Annotated in this window: 13 protein-coding genes and 1 riboswitch; of the genes, 6 read left to right on the forward strand and 7 right to left on the reverse strand. The window is 69.4% G+C overall.

Annotation, left to right across the window (positions count from 1 at the left end; genetic code table 11):
- Nucleotides 1-51: 51 nt before the first annotated feature.
- Nucleotides 52-266: riboswitch (cobalamin riboswitch) on the reverse strand.
- Nucleotides 267-407: 141 nt separating this feature from the next.
- The gene (locus tag F3H32_RS00265) at nucleotides 408-2,183 is read left to right on the forward strand and encodes an SLC13 family permease (RefSeq protein ID WP_149763348.1); all 1,776 of its coding nucleotides are present in this window, start codon (nucleotides 408-410) and stop codon (nucleotides 2,181-2,183) included.
- A 72-nt stretch (nucleotides 2,184-2,255) separates the two neighbouring features.
- Nucleotides 2,256-3,221: a bile acid:sodium symporter family protein gene (locus F3H32_RS00270; protein WP_149763350.1), complete on the forward strand. Its 966-nt coding sequence runs from the start codon at nucleotides 2,256-2,258 to the stop codon at nucleotides 3,219-3,221.
- Between the two features lie 12 nt (nucleotides 3,222-3,233).
- Here the strand turns inward: F3H32_RS00270 and F3H32_RS00275 are convergent, their stop codons facing one another.
- Together F3H32_RS00275 and F3H32_RS00280 are read right to left on the reverse strand one after the other, a co-directional pair.
- On the reverse strand, nucleotides 3,234-4,064 hold the full coding sequence (locus F3H32_RS00275; RefSeq protein WP_149763352.1) for a DUF6635 family protein: 831 nt from the start codon (nucleotides 4,062-4,064) through the stop codon (nucleotides 3,234-3,236).
- A gap of 66 nt (nucleotides 4,065-4,130) precedes the next feature.
- Entirely contained in the window at nucleotides 4,131-5,150 is a 1,020-nt protein-coding gene (locus F3H32_RS00280) for a YeiH family protein (protein ID WP_149763354.1), read from the reverse strand.
- Nucleotides 5,151-5,252: 102 nt separating this feature from the next.
- Between F3H32_RS00280 and F3H32_RS00285 the strand changes: the two genes are divergently transcribed.
- Nucleotides 5,253-6,155 (forward strand): LysR family transcriptional regulator, encoded by a 903-nt coding sequence (locus F3H32_RS00285; protein WP_149763355.1) that lies wholly within the window; start codon nucleotides 5,253-5,255, stop codon nucleotides 6,153-6,155.
- Nucleotides 6,156-6,331: 176 nt separating this feature from the next.
- Nucleotides 6,332-8,416: a DEAD/DEAH box helicase gene (locus F3H32_RS00290; protein ID WP_149763357.1), complete on the forward strand. Its 2,085-nt coding sequence runs from the start codon at nucleotides 6,332-6,334 to the stop codon at nucleotides 8,414-8,416.
- Nucleotides 8,417-8,588: 172 nt separating this feature from the next.
- Here F3H32_RS00290 and F3H32_RS00295 read toward each other — a convergent pair whose 3' ends face one another.
- Nucleotides 8,589-9,014 carry a GlcG/HbpS family heme-binding protein gene (locus F3H32_RS00295; RefSeq protein ID WP_149763359.1) on the reverse strand — a complete coding sequence of 142 codons (426 nt, stop codon included), beginning with the start codon at nucleotides 9,012-9,014 and terminating at the stop codon, nucleotides 8,589-8,591.
- 183 nt (nucleotides 9,015-9,197) lie between these two features.
- Here F3H32_RS00295 and F3H32_RS00300 point away from each other — a divergent pair, with 183 nt between their 5' ends.
- A complete protein-coding gene (locus tag F3H32_RS00300) occupies nucleotides 9,198-10,586 on the forward strand; it encodes an L-cystine transporter (protein ID WP_149763361.1) in 1,389 nt (462 codons plus the stop codon).
- 179 nt (nucleotides 10,587-10,765) lie between these two features.
- On the opposite strand, the gene guaD is transcribed toward F3H32_RS00300, so the two are convergent.
- Genes guaD through xdhA form a run of 4 tightly spaced genes read right to left on the reverse strand, consistent with a single transcriptional unit; the run spans nucleotide 10,766 to nucleotide 16,534 of the window.
- Complete coding sequence (gene guaD, locus F3H32_RS00305) at nucleotides 10,766-12,052, reverse strand: guanine deaminase (RefSeq protein ID WP_149763363.1); 1,287 nt, start codon at nucleotides 12,050-12,052, stop codon at nucleotides 10,766-10,768.
- Nucleotides 12,040-12,783, reverse strand: coding sequence for a xanthine dehydrogenase accessory protein XdhC (gene xdhC / locus F3H32_RS00310; protein WP_149763365.1), 744 nt, complete (start codon nucleotides 12,781-12,783; stop codon nucleotides 12,040-12,042). Before xdhC ends, guaD begins: the two co-directional genes overlap by 13 nt.
- Entirely contained in the window at nucleotides 12,780-15,092 is a 2,313-nt protein-coding gene (gene xdhB, locus F3H32_RS00315) for a xanthine dehydrogenase molybdopterin binding subunit (RefSeq protein WP_149763367.1), read from the reverse strand. Before xdhB ends, xdhC begins: the two co-directional genes overlap by 4 nt.
- On the reverse strand, nucleotides 15,089-16,534 hold the full coding sequence (gene xdhA / locus F3H32_RS00320; RefSeq protein WP_149763369.1) for a xanthine dehydrogenase small subunit: 1,446 nt from the start codon (nucleotides 16,532-16,534) through the stop codon (nucleotides 15,089-15,091). Before xdhA ends, xdhB begins: the two co-directional genes overlap by 4 nt.
- 118 nt (nucleotides 16,535-16,652) lie before the next feature.
- On the opposite strand from xdhA, the gene F3H32_RS00325 reads away from it, so the two are divergent.
- Complete coding sequence (locus F3H32_RS00325) at nucleotides 16,653-17,549, forward strand: LysR family transcriptional regulator (protein WP_149763371.1); 897 nt, start codon at nucleotides 16,653-16,655, stop codon at nucleotides 17,547-17,549.
- The last annotated feature ends 22 nt before the right edge of the window (nucleotides 17,550-17,571 follow it).

Below are 17,571 nucleotides of genomic sequence, written 5' to 3' on the forward strand. Positions count from 1 at the left end.
GCGACTGTCACCTCTGCGGAATGGCCGCTTTCCAGACGCGCCCCGCGCCGGAAATGGGTGATCGCTGCGGCAGGTCTCCTGGCTCGCGGATCGCTGCTTGGGCCGGCCTTCCCAGGGGTGTCCCCCAGTGGCGCTTTCGGCCTTTGCTCACCGCTTACAGTTGCGGGGGCAGCCCCGGTCTTGCCCTGGCCGCATCGCGGCCGGCGGGCGCACCGGTGTTCCCTTTTCATCCGGCTTGCACCGGAACCGTAGCGGTCCCGCATTGCCGCAGCGGCGCGCCGGCTGTCAAGGACCAATGCGCATTTCGTCGGCGCGCCGCGACAACCTGTCCGGCGATGGCTGCCGCGGAACCGCGCGCCGGGCCGCGGCATTGGGTCGGGTGTCCGAACGCAAGGAAAGGTCCGCCGATGGCCATGCCGCAGATCCTGGCCGTCCTGATCCTGTGCGTGATGATGGCGCTGTTCGTCTGGGGGCGGCTGCGCTACGACGTGGTCGCGCTGCTGGCGCTGCTGGCATCGCTGGCGGCGGGGACGGTCACGCCGGACCAGGCGTTTCGCGGCTTCAGCGACGATATCGTGATCATCGTGGGCAGCGCGCTGGTGGTCAGCGCCGCCATCTCGCGCTCGGGCGTGATCGAGGCGGCGATGCGCCGGCCGTTCCGGCGGCTGCGGCGGCTGCGGTGGCAGCTTCTGGCGCTGGTCGGCTCGGTCACGGCGCTGTCGGCGCTGGTCAAGAACATTGGCGCGCTGGCCATGCTGATGCCGGCGGCGATGAAGATGGCGAAGCGGTCGGGGCATTCGCCCTCGGCCTATCTGATGCCCATGGCCTTCGGCTCGCTTCTGGGCGGGCTGATCACGCTGGTCGGCACCTCGCCCAACATCATCGTGTCGCGGGTGCGCGAGCAGATAACGGGACAGCCCTTTACCATGTTCGACTATGCGCCGGTGGGGATCGGCCTGTCGCTGGTGGGGCTGGTGTTCCTTTTGTTCGGGCATCGCCTGCTGCCGCAGGACCGCCGCGCCACGGCGTCGCTGAGCGAGGCGGTCAATATCAGCGACTATCACACCGAGGCCACCGTCCCCGAAGGCGCCGCGGTCGCGGGCATGACGGTCGGCGAATATCTGGGCGCGGTCGATGGCGAGGTGGCCGTGACCGGGCTGGTCCGCGACGGCGCGCGCCGGGCGGTGACGCTGCCCGACACGGTGATCCAGCCCGGCGACACCCTGCTTTTGCGCGGCGAGCCGAATGCGCTGGAGCGGGCGGCGATCAAGGTCGGCATGGAACTGACCCGGCAGCACGCCGCTGCCGACGAGGGGGTGCCCGCCGACAGCATCGGCGTGATCGAGGCGGTGATGACCCCCACCTCGATGCTGGTGGGGCAAAGCGTGGGGCGGATCGGGCTTTTCGATCAGCACGGGGTGAACCTGATCGCCATTTCGCGGGCCGGGCATCGCATGACGCAGCGGCTTAGCCGGACGGTGCTGGCGGCGGGCGACGTGCTTTTGGTGCAGGGACCCATCGACCTGTTGCCCGAGCGGATGCGGGTGCTGGGGCTGCTGCCCCTAGCCGAGCGCAAGATCCGGCTGGGCGGGATGCACAAGCGGCTGCTGCCGGTGCTGATCCTGGTGCTGGCCATGGCGGGCACGGCGGCGGGGCTGGTGCCGGTCGCGGTGGCGTTTTTCGCCGCCGCCGTGCTGATGATCCTGACCCGCGCCATCAGCCCCGAAGAGGCCTATGAGGCCGTGGAATGGCCGATCCTGGTGATGCTGGGCGCGCTGATCCCGGTCAGCGGCGCGTTGCAGGAAACGGGCGTGACCGACCTGCTGGGCAACTGGCTGTCGCAGGCGGCGGCGGGCCTGCCGGCCTGGGGGGCGGTGGCGCTGCTCCAGATCGTGGCCATGGCGGTGACGCCGTTTCTGAACAATGCAGCGACCGTGCTGGTCATGGCGCCGATCGCCGCGACCTTCGCCGCCCAGTTGGGCTATCGCCCGGATGCGTTCCTGATGGCGGTGGCGGTGGGGGCGGGCTGCGATTTCCTGACCCCCATCGGGCATCAGTGCAACACGCTGGTGATGGGGCCGGGCGGCTATCGCTTTGGCGACTATGCCCGGCTGGGCGCGCCGCTGTCGGCGCTGGTGGTGCTGGCGGGCGTGCCGCTGATCCTGTGGACCTGGCCGGTCTGACCGGGCCGGCCGCCGCCTTGTGCCCGGCGGCGATCTATATGAGACAGGGGTTTCGCGCAAAAGGGGCGGGCCATGCAGGCATTGAAACGGATCGGCATCGACAATTACATGCTGCTGCTGATCGGCATGGTGCTGGCGGGGCTGGTCCTGCCCGCCCGCGGCATGGCGGCGGAAATCCTGCGCGGCGCGACCTTTTGGGCGGTGGCGCTGCTGTTCTTTCTTTACGGCGCCCGGCTGGACCCGGCTTCGGTGCGGTCGGGGCTGATGAACCTGCGGCTGCAAGCCCTGACCTTTGGCGCGACCTATGCGCTGTTTCCGGTCCTGGGGATCGCGCTGGCGGCGCTGCTGGGCGGCGTGCTGGGGCCCGAGCTGACGCTGGGGCTTTTGTTCCTGGCGGTGCTGCCCTCGACGGTGCAAAGCTCGATCGCCTTTACCTCGATCGCGGGCGGCAACGTGCCGGCGGCGATCTGCGCGGCCTCGCTGTCCAATCTTGCCGGGGTGGGGCTGACGCCGCTGCTTGTCACCCGCATCCTGCACCAGGAGGGGGCCGCCGTCAGCCTGGATGCCGTCGAAAAGATCGCGGTCCAGATCCTGCTGCCCTTTGTCGCCGGCCAACTGCTGCGGCGCTGGATCGGCGGCTTCGTGCAGCGCCACCGGCTGATGACCATGGCGGTGGACCGCGGCTCGATCTTGCTTATCGTCTATTCCGCCTTCGGCGCCGGCACGGTCGCGGGCATCTGGTCGACCATCCCGGCGGCGGGGCTGGTCCTGTGCTTTCTGGTCACGGCCTTGCTTCTGGCGCTGGCCATGGGGGCCATGGCGGCGGCGGGCCGGCTTTTCCGCCTGCCTGCCCCGGATCGGGCGGTGCTGTTCTTCTGCGGCTCGACCAAAAGCCTGGCCAGCGGCCTGCCCATCGCCACGGCGATCTTTCCGGCGGGCGCGGTGGGGGCGATCGTGTTGCCGGTGATGATCTATCACATGACGCAGCTTCTGGTCTGTTCGGCCATCGCGCAGCGGCTGGCGCGGGCGCGGGGCTAGGGAACCCGGCCGCTAGCTGCGCAGGTTGCGCCACAGGCTCAGCGCGGCGTCGGACAGATCGCCCAGCCGGGCCAGGACATGCTCGCGCGCCAGCCCGGACGGGTGTTCGGCCCGATCCAGCCGGCGCAGCAGCCGCAGCAGCCGGCGCTTGTGGGTGCCGGTCCATAGCTGCACCGGGTCGGCAACCAGCCCGGCAAAGGTGGTCAGCACCGAACCGAGCATGGCCAGCACCACCCCGGTCAGCACCAGGTCAAGGCTGGAAAGTTCGCGCGGGAAAGCGCCATACCACATGCGCCCGGCCCAGTTTCCCAGCGCGAAATCCTCGATCGCGCGGGTCTGGGCGCGCAGCTCGGCGATGGGTCCGGCCAGCGAGATCACCCCCGGCGTCGCGCGGTGGAACAGCAGCAACCCCGAGGCCAGCACCAGGGCCGAGGTGGTGATCTCGGCCACCGCGTTGCGGGTTTCGGCATAGTCCGCGGCGGCGCGGGCGACCGCCCCCGGCCCGGCCTGGGTCGCCAGCCCTTTGGCGGCCAACGCGTCGATGAAGCGGGCGGTGTCCGCCTCGATCCGCCGGGCGACGTCGGATTTCAGAAAGACTTGTCGCCGCCCCAGCCAGTCGCCTGCCCGCGGCAGGCCGATCCGGCGCAAAAGCGGCGCGCCCAGCCGCGTCAGCAGGAACAGCGGCGACAGCATGACATTGACCGGCGCGCGCAGCAGGTCCAGACCCAGCGCATGGCGATGCAGCGCCAGGGTGCCGCGCGGACCGTAGCGGGCGCGGACAAAGCGGCGGACCTCGGTCTCGCGCCGGGTCATCGGGCGGGGGTCGGCGGGTGTCAGGCCCATGGCGCGGTTCCTTGGCGGATCGCGGCCAATCTAGGCGCCGCCGGGCGGCGGCTCAATCCCTGCCGTTCAGATCAGCAGGACCAGCCCCAGCCCAAGCATGGCGATGAACGACCAGGCCAGCGCGCCAAGCGCCAGCGGACGAAGGCCCTTGGCGCGCAGCTTGCGGATATCCGTCTCCAGCCCCATGGCGGCCAGCGCCATGGTCAGAAGGAACGCGGTCAGCCCGACGATTTCGCCATGCAGCGCCGCGGGCAGCGCAACCGCGCTGTTGAACAGCACGACCGCGGCGAAACCCAGCACGAACCAGGGCGTCGGCGCCGAACCCTGCGCGGCCGCGCCGCCGCGCCGGGCCGCCGCGCCCAGGATCAGGATCAGCGGCGCCAGCAGCATCACCCGGCTCAGCTTGGCGACGGTGGCGGCCTGTCCGGCCTCGGGCCCGTGCTGGAAGCCGGCGCCGACGACCTGCGCCACCTCGTGCACGGTCGCGCCCACCCAGATGCCGTAATGCGCCGGGTCCATCGCCATCATCTCGCCCAGCACCGGCAGCGCCAGCATGGCGAGCGAGCCAAAGACCGTCACGCAGGCGATGGCATAGGCGACATCCTCGTCCGTGCCGCGCGTGACGGTATTCGTCGCGATCACCGCCGACGCCCCGCAGACCGAGGTGCCGGCGGCGATCAGTTCGGCCAGCCTGGGCTCGACCCCCAGCATCCGGCCGGCCCATCTGGTAAAGACGAAGGTGGCGGCCAGCGCGACCGCGATCACCGCCAAACCCGGCAGGCCCACGGCGCGCACCTGGTCCAGCGTCAACTGAAAGCCCAGCAGCACGATGGCAAAGCGCAGCACCCGCCGCAGCGAAAAGGTGATGCCGGGGCGCGCCGCCTGCGGCGTGCCGCCAAGGTTGCGCAGCGCGATGCCCAGCACCATGGCCACGACCAGCGGGCTAAGCGCGGCGATGCCCGTCAGCCGCTGCACCGCCATCGCGGCGCAGGCGATGGCGAAGGTCAGCCCCAGCCCCGGCAGGACGCCGCCCAGCCACGCGCCGATGGCGCTGGATGTTCGCCGGCCTTGGTCGATCATGGACATTCTCACGCTCCTTTGCCTGTTGGGCGGAACATGGTCCCTGGCCGCTGTTCAATCCATCGCATTATATTTGCCATATCGTTCGATTTTGATTATGGATAGAAGATGACCCTGGACCAGCTTCGCATCTTCCTGGCGGTGGCCGAGCGCCAGCATGTCACCCGCGCGGCCGAGGCGCTGAACCTGACGCAATCGGGGGTCAGCGCCGCCGTCTCCGCGCTTGAGGCGCGCCATGGCGTGCGGCTGTTCGACCGGGTGGGGCGCCGCATCGCCCTGACCCAGGCCGGCACGACCTTCATGGCCGAGGCGCGCGCGGTGCTGGACCGCGCCGAAACGGCCGAGATGGTGCTGGAGGATCTGGCGCGCGAGCCGCGCGGGCGGCTGCGGGTCCATGCCAGCCAGACGGTGGCCAGCTATTGGTTGCCGCCGCGCCTGGTGGCGCTGCGCGGGATGCATCCGGGGATCGCAGTGCGGCTGACGGTCGGCAATACCGCGCAGGTGGCCGATGCGGTTCAGGACGGTGGCGCCGATCTGGGCCTGGTCGAGGGCGCGGTGGCCCATGGCGGGCTGCACCGCCAGGTGGTGGCGCGCGACCGGCTGGTGCTGGTCATGGCCACCGATCACCCCTGGGCGGGGCACAAGGCCGTGCCGGTGCCCGCGCTGGAGACGCAGCACTGGATCCTGCGCGAACCGGGATCGGGCACCCGCTCGGAACTGGAAAGCTGGCTGTCCGGGCAGGGGATGTCGGTGGCCGCGCTGCCCCTGGCGCTGGAACTGCCCTCGAACGAGGCGGTGCTGAACGCGGTCGCCTCCAGCCGCTGCCTGGCCGCGCTGTCGCAGCGCGCCGTGGCGCGGCCGGCCGCCGCGGGCTGGATCCGCACCCTGCCGCTGCCTGGGGCCGAACGGCCGTTTTCGCTGCTGACCAATCCGCAGCGTTACCGCACCCGCGCCGTGCAGGCGCTGATCGGCATCCTGACCGAAGATGGTTTCGCCGCCGGCGACCCGTGATCGCGGGGCCGGGATCGCCGGCTCCGCAGTTTCGCTTTGACTTGGCGGGGCAGAGCGGATAGGAGGGCGGCTTGGCTCCGCGTTCCGGGCCGGCGGACCATGGGAGGGTCCGGCCGCAAAGGGGATGGTGCCTTTCACCCGGATGCGTTCCCGCATCCCCTTTTCTGGCGAAGAATATGAATGAACATGATATTGCCGCGCCGCTGGCCGCGGCGCTGGCGGCCAAGGGCTATGCCAGCCTGACCTCGGTGCAGGAAGCGGCCTTGGCCGCCGAGGCGCGGGGCCGCGATGTGCTGGTCTCGGCCCAGACCGGCTCGGGCAAGACCGTGGCCTTTGGCCTGGCGATGGCCGGCGACATCCTGCAAGGCGATGCGCTGCCCCAGGTCGAACGGCCGCTGGCGCTGGCCATCGCGCCCACGCGCGAACTGGCCTTGCAGGTGGCGCGCGAACTGGACTGGCTTTACGAACAGGCGGGCGCGCGCATCGCCACCTGCGTCGGTGGCATGGACTACCGCACCGAGCGCCGGGCGCTGGAGCGCGGCGCGCAGATCGTCGTCGGCACCCCCGGCCGCTTGCGCGACCATATCGAGCGCGGCTCGCTGGACCTGACCGGGCTGCGCGCCTGCGTGCTGGACGAGGCCGACGAGATGCTGGACCTGGGCTTCCGCGAGGACCTGGAGTTCATTCTGGGCAGCGCGCCCAAGGAACGGCGCACGCTGCTGTTCTCGGCCACCGTGCCGCCGGCCATCGAGGCGCTGGCCCGCGACTTTCAACGCGATGCGCTGCGCATCCAGGCCATGGGCGAGGCGCGCCAGCATGGCGATATCGAATACCGCGCCCTGTCGGTGACGACCCGCGACCGCGAACACGCCATCTTCAACACCCTGCGCTATTACGAGGCCAGCCGGGCGATCATCTTTTGCAAGACCCGCGCCAATGTGAACCACCTGCTGGCGCGCATGGGCAATCGCGGCTTCAAGGTGGTGGCGCTGTCGGGCGAGCTGTCGCAACAGGAACGCAGCCATGCGCTGCAAGCCCTGCGCGACGGCCGGGCGCGGGTCTGCATCGCCACCGACGTGGCGGCGCGCGGCATCGACCTGCCGGGGCTGGAACTGGTGATCCATGCCGACCTGCCCACCAATCCCGACACGCTGCTGCACCGTTCGGGCCGCACCGGCCGGGCCGGGGCCAAGGGCACCTCGGTGCTGATCGTGCCGGCCGCGGAATACAAGCGCGCGCAGCGGCTTTTGCAACGCGCCAAGCTGGTCGCGGAATGGGGCAAGGCCCCTTCGGCCGACGAGGTTCAGGCCCGTGACGACGAACGCATGCTGGACCATCCCGCCCTGGCGGATGCGCCGGGCGACGAGGCGGCACTGGCCGCAGCGCTGCTGGAACGGTTCGGGCCCGAGCATGTCGCCTCGGCCTTCGTGCGGCTGTGGCGCGACGGGCGGCCTGCGCCCGAGGAGCTGTCGGAAAGCGTGGCCCCCGCGCCTGCCGCCCCGCGCGAGCGCGGCGAGTTCGGGCCGGCGGTCTGGTTCCGGCTTTCCGTCGGCCATTCCGGCCGGGCCGAGGCGCGGTGGCTTTTGCCCAAGATCTGCGAGGCCGGCGGCATCACCCGCGACGCCATCGGCGCGATCCGGGTCAAGACGGACCAGACCTTTGTGCAGATCGCAGCCGCCGCGGCGCCGAATTTCGGCGACCGGACGGAGCTGGAACCGGGGCTGAACATGGCCCGGATCGACGGCGAGCCGGTTTTCGATGCGCCCCTGCCCAAGGACCGCAAGCCTGGGCGGCAAGGCTATACGGAAAACGGCGAAGGCCCCGTGCGTGAAAGAAAGCCGTCCCGCGACCCGGCCCCGCGCGACGAATCGCCGGAACCGCGCCCGGCCCCGCGACCCCTGGCCGAGCCCAAGCCCAAGCCGGCCCGGCGTCCGGCGCTGCTGGACCCCGAAGAGGTAAGGTCCCGCGCCGCTTCCGATGCAGAGGATGCGGCGGAAGCCCCGCGCAAGGCCCGCTGGAGCGCCGAGAAGAAACAGGCGCATAAGGCCGCGCCGAAAGCGCCGCCGCGGGCCGGCCTGAAAGCGACGGGATCCAAGTCGCATGGCAGCACCTTGCGCGAGAACCGTCCCGCCCGCGGCGACGGCGCCGAGGCGCGTCCGCGCCGCGCGGTCGGGTTCAAGTCGCACAAGCCGGCTGGCGGCGGGCAAGGCAGGTCGGGCGACAAGCCCTTTCGCGCCGGGCCAAAGCCGGGCAAGCGCTAACCCGCCCTTGCCAGCGCCGGCCCGCCACGTCGCATGGCGGTGACTGCCCCCGCGCGCAGGGATTGCGCGCCGGGGCGGGGCGCGACATGGCAAACGGCCTGGCGACCAGGGGCCGTGCGCCCGAACCGGCCCGGCGCCTTTCGGCCGGCTGGGGCGGCGGGCTGCCCCCCGGTCAGGCGCGCTGCGCCCACCAATGGTCGATGCCCGCCTGTGCCACGGCCTGATCCTGCGCCGGCGTTCCAGACGACACCCCGATCCCGCCCACGGTCTGGCCGTCGTGATCGACCGGCAGGCCGCCGCCCACCACCATCAGCCGGCCGCCAAGGGCCGAGGATATGCCCCAGGCCGGGGCGCCGGGCTGGCTGGCCGCGCCATATTCATGGGTCGCCTTGCGGGCCGCGGCAGCGGTGAATGCCTTGTCCACCGCGATCGTCGCCGATGTCACCTTGCCGCCGTCCATGCGCGAAAATGCCAGAAGCTGGCCGCTTTCGTCGGTGATGGCGATGCACATGGGAACGCCGATCTCGCGGGCATGGGCCTCGGCGCCGGCGATCAGCAGGCGCGCATCCGCCTGGTCCAGTCGGGTGATGGTCAGCATGGTTCCTCCTCCTTGGTTGGTGTTGCGGGGCGCGGGCGCCTTGCGCCGCTTGCCCGCCCGCGCATCGCATGCGCGGCCAGGGCGGCGCAAGCGCAGGCCCGCATGGCGCGAACCCGCCGGGGGCTATACGCCGGGGCCGCGTTGTGTCTTGATGGGTCCATCTGAATCTGCCGGAGACGCGCGATGGCATCCGTTCTCGTCAATCTTGTGATCTTTGCCGCGCTGATCGTCGTGCTGCTGCGCCTGCAAGGCGGGCGGCTGTCGCTGTCGGTGCGGGTCTTCATCGGCCTGGTCCTGGGCACATTGTTCGGGATCGGGCTGCAACTTGTCCATGGCAATGACACCCCGGCCCTGCAAACCACGATCGACTGGATCAACGTGGTCGGCAACGGCTATGTGCAGCTTTTGCAGATGGTGGTCATGCCGCTGGTCTTTGCCGCGATCCTTAGCGCGGTGGCGCGGCTGCACGACGCATCGGCGCTGGGGCGCATCTCGGTGCTGACGCTGGGCACCCTGTTCCTGACCACGGCCATCGCCGCCCTGGTCGGGGTGGTCATGGCGATGGCCTTTGGCCTGACCGCCGAGGGGCTTGCCCAGGGCGCGGCCGAAACCGCGCGCCTGACCACGCTGGAGACCAGCTATGCCCCGCGCGTCGCCGACCTGACGGTGCCGCAACTGCTGCTGTCCTTTATCCCCCGCAACCCGTTTGCCGACCTGACCGGGGCCAACCCGACCTCGATCATCGCGGTGGTGGTCTTTGCCGCCTTCCTGGGCGTCGCGGCCATCCGGCTGCTGCGCCGCGATCCCGAACGGGGCCAGGGGCTGCTGAGCCTGATCGACATCCTGCAAGCCTGGATCGGCCAGCTTGTGCGGCTGATCATGGCGCTGACCCCCTATGGCGTCATGGCGCTGATGACCAAGATGGCGGCGACCTCGAACGCCGCCGACATCCTGAACCTGGGCAAGTTCGTCATCGCCTCTTACCTGGGGCTGGCGATCATGTTCGGGGTGCATGCCACGCTGCTGACGCTGACCGGGGTGAACCCGCTGACCTTTTTCCGCAAGATCGTCCCGGCGCTGAGCTTTGCCTTTTCCAGCCGCTCCAGCGCCGCGACCATCCCGCTGAACGTCGAGATCCAGACCCGCCGGCTGGGGGTGCCGCAGACCATCGCCTCGTTCTCGGCCTCGTTCGGGGCGACCATCGGCCAGAACGGCTGCGCCGGGCTTTATCCGGCGATGCTGGCGGTCATGGTGGCGCCGACCGTGGGCATAAACCCGCTGGATCCGGCCTGGATCATGACGCTGCTGGCCATCGTCACGCTGTCTTCGGCCGGGGTGGCGGGCGTGGGCGGGGGCGCGACCATGGCCGCGCTGATCGTGCTGCCGGCCATGGGCCTGCCGGTGACGCTGGTGGCGCTGCTGATCTCGGTCGAGCCGCTGATCGACATGGGGCGCACGGCGCTGAACGTCTCGGGCGCGATGACGGCGGGGACGGTCACGTCGCAGCTTCTGGGCCAGACCGACAAGACGGTGCTGCAAAGCCGCGACGAGGGCGGGTTGCAAAATGCCTGAACGGCCAGCGGCGCCGGGCGGCGCATCCGCCCAAGCCTGCGCCGCCGGCCCGCCCCGCGGAGCCGCCCGGTCCGGCCGGCGCTGATACCGCCCAGCATTGCAAGGCTGCCGGTGGGGCGCGGTGTTCTGCCAGATCGACCCCATGGCCCGGCCCCTGGGCATCTTTCCCGGCAAGGGGCCTATGCGGCTTGGCCGAGCATGGGTTTTCCCGCGACATAGGTTTGGGCGATTGCCCGATCGTCGCCCAGGATTTGCAGCACGAAAAGCTCTTCGGCCAGGGTCTCGGCCCGGTCCATGCGCAGGGCCATCGCCGGCGTCGCGCGGCTGTCCAGCACCACCAGGTCGGCATCCGTGCCCGGCTCCAGCGTGCCGATGCGGTCCGCCATCCCGAGCGCCAGCGCATTGCCGCGCGTCGCCCAGTGGAATGCGGCCAGGGGATGCAGCTTCTGGTTGCGCAGTTGCAGCACCTTGTAGCCCTCGGCCAGGGTTTGCAGCATGGAATAGCTGGTGCCGCCGCCGACATCGGTGGCGATGCCGCTGACCACGCCCGCGGCGCGCAGCCCCGCCTGGTCGAAAAGCCCCGAGCCGAGGAACAGGTTCGAGGTCGGGCAGAACACCGCGCGCGCCCCGGTTTCGGCCATGCGGGCGATTTCGCGCGGCTCCAGGTGGATGGAATGCCCCAGCAGCAGCTTGTCCGACAAGAGCCCGTAGGTTTCGTAGATATCGAGATAGTCGCGCGCCTGCGGATAGAGCTCCAGGGTATAGGCGATCTCGTCGCGGTTTTCCGACAGATGCGTCTGGATGTGGCAATCGGGATGTTCGCGCACCAATTGCCCCGCCATCTGCAACTGTTCCGGCGTCGAGGTGATGGCAAAGCGGGGGGTGACGGCATAGCGCTGGCGGCCGCGGCCGTGCCATTTTGCGATCAGCCGCTTGCTGTCGTCATAGCCCTGTTGCGGGGTGTCCAGGACCGATTCGGGGGCGTTGCGGTCCATCATCACCTTGCCGGCGATCATCGCCATGCCCCGTGCCTCGGCGGCGGAAAACAGCGCCTCGGCCGATTGCGGATGCACCGAGCAGAAGGCGACGGCGGTGGTGGTGCCGTGCGAAAGCAGCAGGTCGAGGAATTTTTCCGCCATCAGCGGAGCATGGCCCTGATCGCCGAAGCGCGCTTCCTCGGGGAAGGTATAGGTATTGAGCCAGTCGAGAAGCTGCGCCCCCCAGCTGGCGATCACCTGCACCTGCGGGAAATGGATATGCGGGTCGATGAAGCCCGGCAGGATCAGGTTCGGGCGGTGGTCGATTTCCGCCAGGCCGGGTTCGCGCAGGGCGGCGTAATCGCCCATGGCGACGATCTTGCCGTCCTGGACGATGACGGCGCCGTCCTCGTGATAAGCGAAGGCGTCCTGGGTTTCGGCGGGGTCGGCGTAAAAGGAGAGCGTGCGCCCCCGGATCAACTGTCGCATGAGTATTTTTCAAACGGTGAAACGGTTTCGGTGAGCCGGCCGATGATCTCGGCGGCGGTGAAGGCGGCGATGATCTCGGGGCGCTTGTCGCGCGAATATCCCGCGCCGATGGGGCAGGTCAGCCGTTCGGTGCCCAGCCCCTGGGCGCGGGCAAAGCGGCGGAACTGCGCCAGTTTCGTCCGGCTGCCGATCATGCCGATATAGGGGGCGTCCATGCGCCGCAGCGCCTCGGCCGCCAGCAGGAAGTCGAGCGCGTGGTCATGGGTGACGATGATGTGGCTGGTGCCCTGGGGGGCGTTGCGAATCTCGGCCTCGGGCAGGGGGGTCAGGCGGGTCTCGCCGGTGGCTTGCGCCAGTTCGCCCATGCGCTGGTCGATCAGGATCGGGCGCAGCGGCAAAAGCGCCAGGGCGCGGGCCAGCGCCCGGCCGACATGGCCGGCGCCGAAGATCAGCACCTGCGGATGGTCTGGCGCGGGCGGGGCTTGGCTGATGCGGGTCAGGGCGAGTTCGACCCGGCCGCCGCAGCATTGGCCGATTTCCGGGCCCAGGGGGACGTCCATCGCGGCCTGCGCTTCGCCGCGCGCCAGCATCTGCCGGGCGCGGTCGATGGCCATGTATTCCAGCTGGCCGCCGCCGATGGTGCCCTGCACCGCGCCGGGGGTGACGAACATCGCCGCCCCCGTCTCGCGCGGGGACGAGCCGCGGGTGCGGGTGATCTTGACCCGGATCATGGCCGCAACCGCTCGATGGCCATCAGCACCCGTTCGGGCGTGGCGGGGGCGTCGATGCGCGGGTTTTCGGCATAGCCGTTGAAGCTGGCCACCGCCATGTTCAGCGCCTGGAAGACCGAGATGCCCAGCATGAAGGGCGGCTCGCCCACCGCCTTGGACCGCTTGATGGTGTTTTCGCGGTTCACCGACCAGTCGGCAAGCTGCACGTTGAAGACCTTGGGCCGGTCGGATGCCAGCGGGATCTTGTAGGTCGAGGGCGCATGGGTGCGCAGCCGGCCCTTGTCGTCCCACCACAGTTCCTCGCTGGTCAGCCAGCCGGTGCCCTGGACGAAGGCGCCTTCGACCTGGCCCTTGTCCAGCGCCGGGTTCAGGCTGCGGCCCACGTCATGCAGCAGGTCTGCCCGCTCGATCACGTATTCGCCGGTCAGCGTGTCCACCGAGACCTCGGAACAGGCGGCGCCATAGGCGAAGTAATAGAAGGGCCGGCCGCGGCCGGTATCGCGGTCCCAGTGGATCTTGGGCGTCTTGTAGAAGCCCGCGGCCGAAAGCTGGACCCGCGCCAGATAGGCGGTGTTGATGAAATCCTGGAAGGGCATTTCCTCGGTGCCGATCTGCACCGTCTCGCCGATGCTGACCAGTTCGGGCGGCACGTCCCTGGCCTTGGCGGCGAAGGCGGTCAGCCGCTCGATCAACTGCCGGCAGGCGTCCAGCGCCGCCATGCCGTTCAGGTCCGAGCCCGAGGAGGCCGCGGTGGCCGAGGTGTTGGGCACCTTTTCGGTCGTGGTCTTGGTGATCTTGATGCGGTCGATGCTGACCCCCAGCGCCTCGGCCACCACCTGGGCGACCTTGGTGTTCAGGCCCTGGCCCATCTCGGTGCCGCCGTGGTTCAGGTGGATCGAGCCGTCGGAATAGATGTGGATCAGCGCGCCGGCTTGGTTATACCAGGTCGCTGTGAAGCTGATGCCGAACTTGACCGGGGTCAGGGCGATGCCCTTGCGGATCGCGCCGCCCTGTTCCTGGGCGCGGGCGTTCCAGTCCAGCACCGCCTGGCGGCGGGCGTGATAGTCGCTGCTGGCCTCCAACTCCTCGAAGATGCGGGGCAGGATCTGGTCCTCGACCTCTTGGTGATAGGGGGTGAGCTGGCCGTTTTCGTAAAGGTTCAGCTTGCGGATTTCCAGCGGATCGCGGCCAAGGGCATAGGCGATGTCCTCGATCACCCGCTCGGCCATGACCACTCCTTGCGGGCCGCCGAAGCCGCGGAAGGCGGTGTTCGAGCAGGTGTTGGTCTTCAGCGGATGGCTGCGCAGTTCCACCGCCGGGTAGTAATAGGCATTGTCGGCATGGAACAGCGCCCGGTCCGTCACCGGCCCCGACAGGTCCGAGGACCAGCCGCAGCGGGCGTAGAAATCGGCATCGACGGCGTGGATGCGGCCGGTCTCGTCATAGCCCACCTGGTAGTCGATGACGAAATCGTGCCGCTTGCCGGTGATGGCGAAGTCGTCGTCGCGGTCGGGGCGCAGCTTGACGGCGCGGCCCAGCTTCTTGGCCGCCAAGGCCGAGATGCAGGCAAAGGGGTTCATCTGCGATTCCTTGCCGCCGAAGCCGCCGCCCATGCGGCGCACGTTCACCACCACGGCGTTCGAGGGCACGCCCAGCACATGGGCGACCATGTGCTGCACCTCGGTCGGGTGCTGGGTCGAGACGTTGACCACGACCTCGTCATCCTCGCCGGGGATCGAGAAGGCGATCTGGCTTTCCAGGTAGAAATGTTCCTGCCCGCCGACGGTCAGCCGGCCGGACATGCGCCGCGGCGCGCGGTCAAGTTCGGCCATGTCGCCGCGGGCAAGCTTCAGCGGCTTGGTCACATAGCCCATGCCGGCATCGCGGGCGCTGATCGCGTCGATGGCAAAGGGCAGTTCCTGGTATTCCACGCGGGCCAGTTGGCAGGCGCGGCGGGCTTGGTCGCGGGTCTCGGCCACCACGGCGAAGATCGGCTGGCCGTGAAACTGCACCTCTCCTTCGGCCAGCAGCGGCTCGTCATGCAGGCCGGTGGGCGAGATGTCGTTATGGCCGGGGATGTCGGCGGCGGTCAGCACCAGATGCACGCCGGGGGCCTTGCGCACCGCATCCAGGTCCATCCCCGTGATGCGGCCATGCGCGACGGTCGAAAGCCCCAGATAGGCGTGCAGCGTGCCGATGGGTTCCAGCAGGTCGTCGGCATAATCGGCCCGGCCGGTGACGTGCTTTTCGGCGGAATCGTGAGTGATGGGCGTATGGGCGGCGCCCTTGACGAAGACGTCCTGTTTCATTCGACCCTCCTTAGCCGGTGGTCTGCGCCCTGCTGTTCAAGCCAGAAGCGGCGGAAGAAGTTGGCGGCGAGCTGCTGGCGGTATGCGGCGCTGGCCCGCCAGTCGCTGAGCGGCTGGAAGTCGTTTGCGACCGCGCGCGCCGCCGCCTCGAATGTCTCGGCGGTAAAGGGCTGGCCCCTTAGCGCCGCCTCGGCCTGGGTGGCGCGCTTGGGGGTCGCGGCCATGCCGCCGAAGGCCACCCGCGCGTCGATGATCGTCGCCCCGTCGGTTTCCACCCGGAAGGCGGCGGCCGATGCGGTGATGTCGGCATGGTGGCGCTTGCTGACCTTGTAGGCGGCGATGCGCGCCTGGCCCTTCAAGGGCACGGTGATCGCTTCCACGAACTCGCCGGGGCGGCGGTCCTGCTTGCCGTATTCGATGAAGTAATCCTCGACGGGCAATTCGCGCGTGCCCTCGGCGCTGCGCAGCCGCAGGGTGGCGCCAAGCGCGATCAGCAAGGGCGGCGTCTCGCCGATGGGCGAGCCGTTGGCGACATTGCCGCCGATGGTGCCGGCGTTCCTGACCTGCCAGCCGCCGATGCGCAGCCAGTAATCCACCGCCTCGGGGAAATGCTGGCGCAGGAAGGGCTCGAACTCGGAATAGGTCACGCCGGCGCCGATGGTGACGTGGCCAGGGGCGATCTCGATCCGCTTGAGGTCGGCCAGATGGCCGATGAACACCGCCGGAGAGATGTCGCGCAGGAATTTCGTCACCCACAGGCCCACATCGGTCGCGCCGGCGACGATGGTCGCGTTCGGGTTCTGGGCCAGCACCTGCGCCAGGTCGGCGGCGTCGGCGGGCAGAATGGCGCGGTCCTGGCCGCGCGAGACCTCGACCCGCTCGGCCGGGATGGCTTGCAGGGCGGCGGTGATGCGGTCGCGCTCGACCGTCAGCGCGTCCATGTGCTGCCCGCCGGCCTCGCTGGCCGCGAAGGCCGCCTTCACGATCGGCTCATAGCCGGTGCAGCGGCACAGGTTGCCTTGCAGCGCGGTTTCCACCGCCAGCATGTCCGGGCGCGGATTGGCCATCCACAGCCCGTAAAGCGCCATGACGAAGCCCGGCGTGCAAAAGCCGCATTGGCTGCCGTGATGTTCGACCATGGCGGCCTGGACCGGGTGCAGCCCGCCATCGGCCCCGCGCAGATGCTCGACGGTGACGACATGGCAGCCGTGGCAGGACGCCAGGAAGCGGATGCAGGCATTGATCGGCTCGTAATGCAGCCGGCCGTCATGCAGGCGGCCGACCAGCACGGTGCAGGCGCCGCAATCGCCTTCGGCGCAGCCCTCCTTGGTGCCGGTCAGGCGGCGATTGAGCCGCAGGAAGTCCAGAAGCGTATCGCGAGAGCCCGCCTCGGTCAGGCAGATCTCGGTATCGTTCAGCAGAAAGCGCAATTCGTGGCCCATTCGGTCCTCGCTCGGGATGGCTGGGTATGGGAAAAGCCTAAAGGCGAATTGCTCTTTGCGAAATCTCGGATTGAGCATAAGACTTTCAGCGATTCCTTGAAAGAGGCGGGTTGAGACCATGCCCTATCTTGAAAGTCTGCGGGTTTTCGTCCGGGTGGTCGAGCTTGGCTCGATCACCGCGGGCGGGCGCGACCTGCGCATGTCGCCGGCCGTCGCCTCGAACCGGATCAAGGACCTTGAGACGCGCTATGGGGTGCGGCTTTTGAACCGCACCACCCGCAAGCTGGTCCCGACCGAGGTGGGGCGGGCCTTTTATGACAATGCCCGCCGGGTGATCGAGACGCTGGACGAGGCCGAGGCGGTGGTCTCGGGCTTTTCGGGGATGCCGCATGGCGCCTTGCGGGTGACGGCGCCCCTGGGGCTGGGGCGGCGACTGATCGCGCCTTTGGTGCCGAAATTCTGCGACGAATATCCGGGGGTCGAGCTGCGGCTGCGGCTGTCGGACCGCAACGTCGACATCATCGCCGACGGGATCGACCTGGCCTTTTTCCTGGGCGAGCCGCAGGATTCGGCGCTGAAATGGCGGCGGATCGCGGAATGCCGGCGCGCGCTGGTGGCGACGCCCGGCTATCTGGAGCAGCACGGCCGCCCCGAACGTCCCGAGGACCTGACTGCGCATAACTGCCTGTTGCTGCGCTATCCGCGCAGCCCGGAATATTACTGGGTGCTGCAAACCCCCGAGGGGCCGCAGAAGCTTTTGGTGAACGGGCGCTTCGACGCCGATGACGGCGACGTGCTGAGCGGCTGGGCGCTGGAGGGCAGGGGGATCGTCAACCGCCCCCGCTACGAGGTGGCCGAGCATCTGGCCGCCGGCCGCCTGGTCGAGGTGCTGCCGGACCATCCGCCGATCCCGTCGCAATTCGGCGTCCTGACCCCGCATCGCCGCTTGCAGGACCCCAAGGTGCGGCTGTTCGCCGATTTCATCGCGCGAGAGGTGCGGGGGGTATTCGCGTGACAGACCGCCCAGCCGGGCCGCG

The sequence above is a fragment of the Paracoccus thiocyanatus genome (assembly GCF_900156255.1).
Taxonomy (GTDB): Bacteria; Pseudomonadota; Alphaproteobacteria; order Rhodobacterales; family Rhodobacteraceae; genus Paracoccus; species Paracoccus thiocyanatus.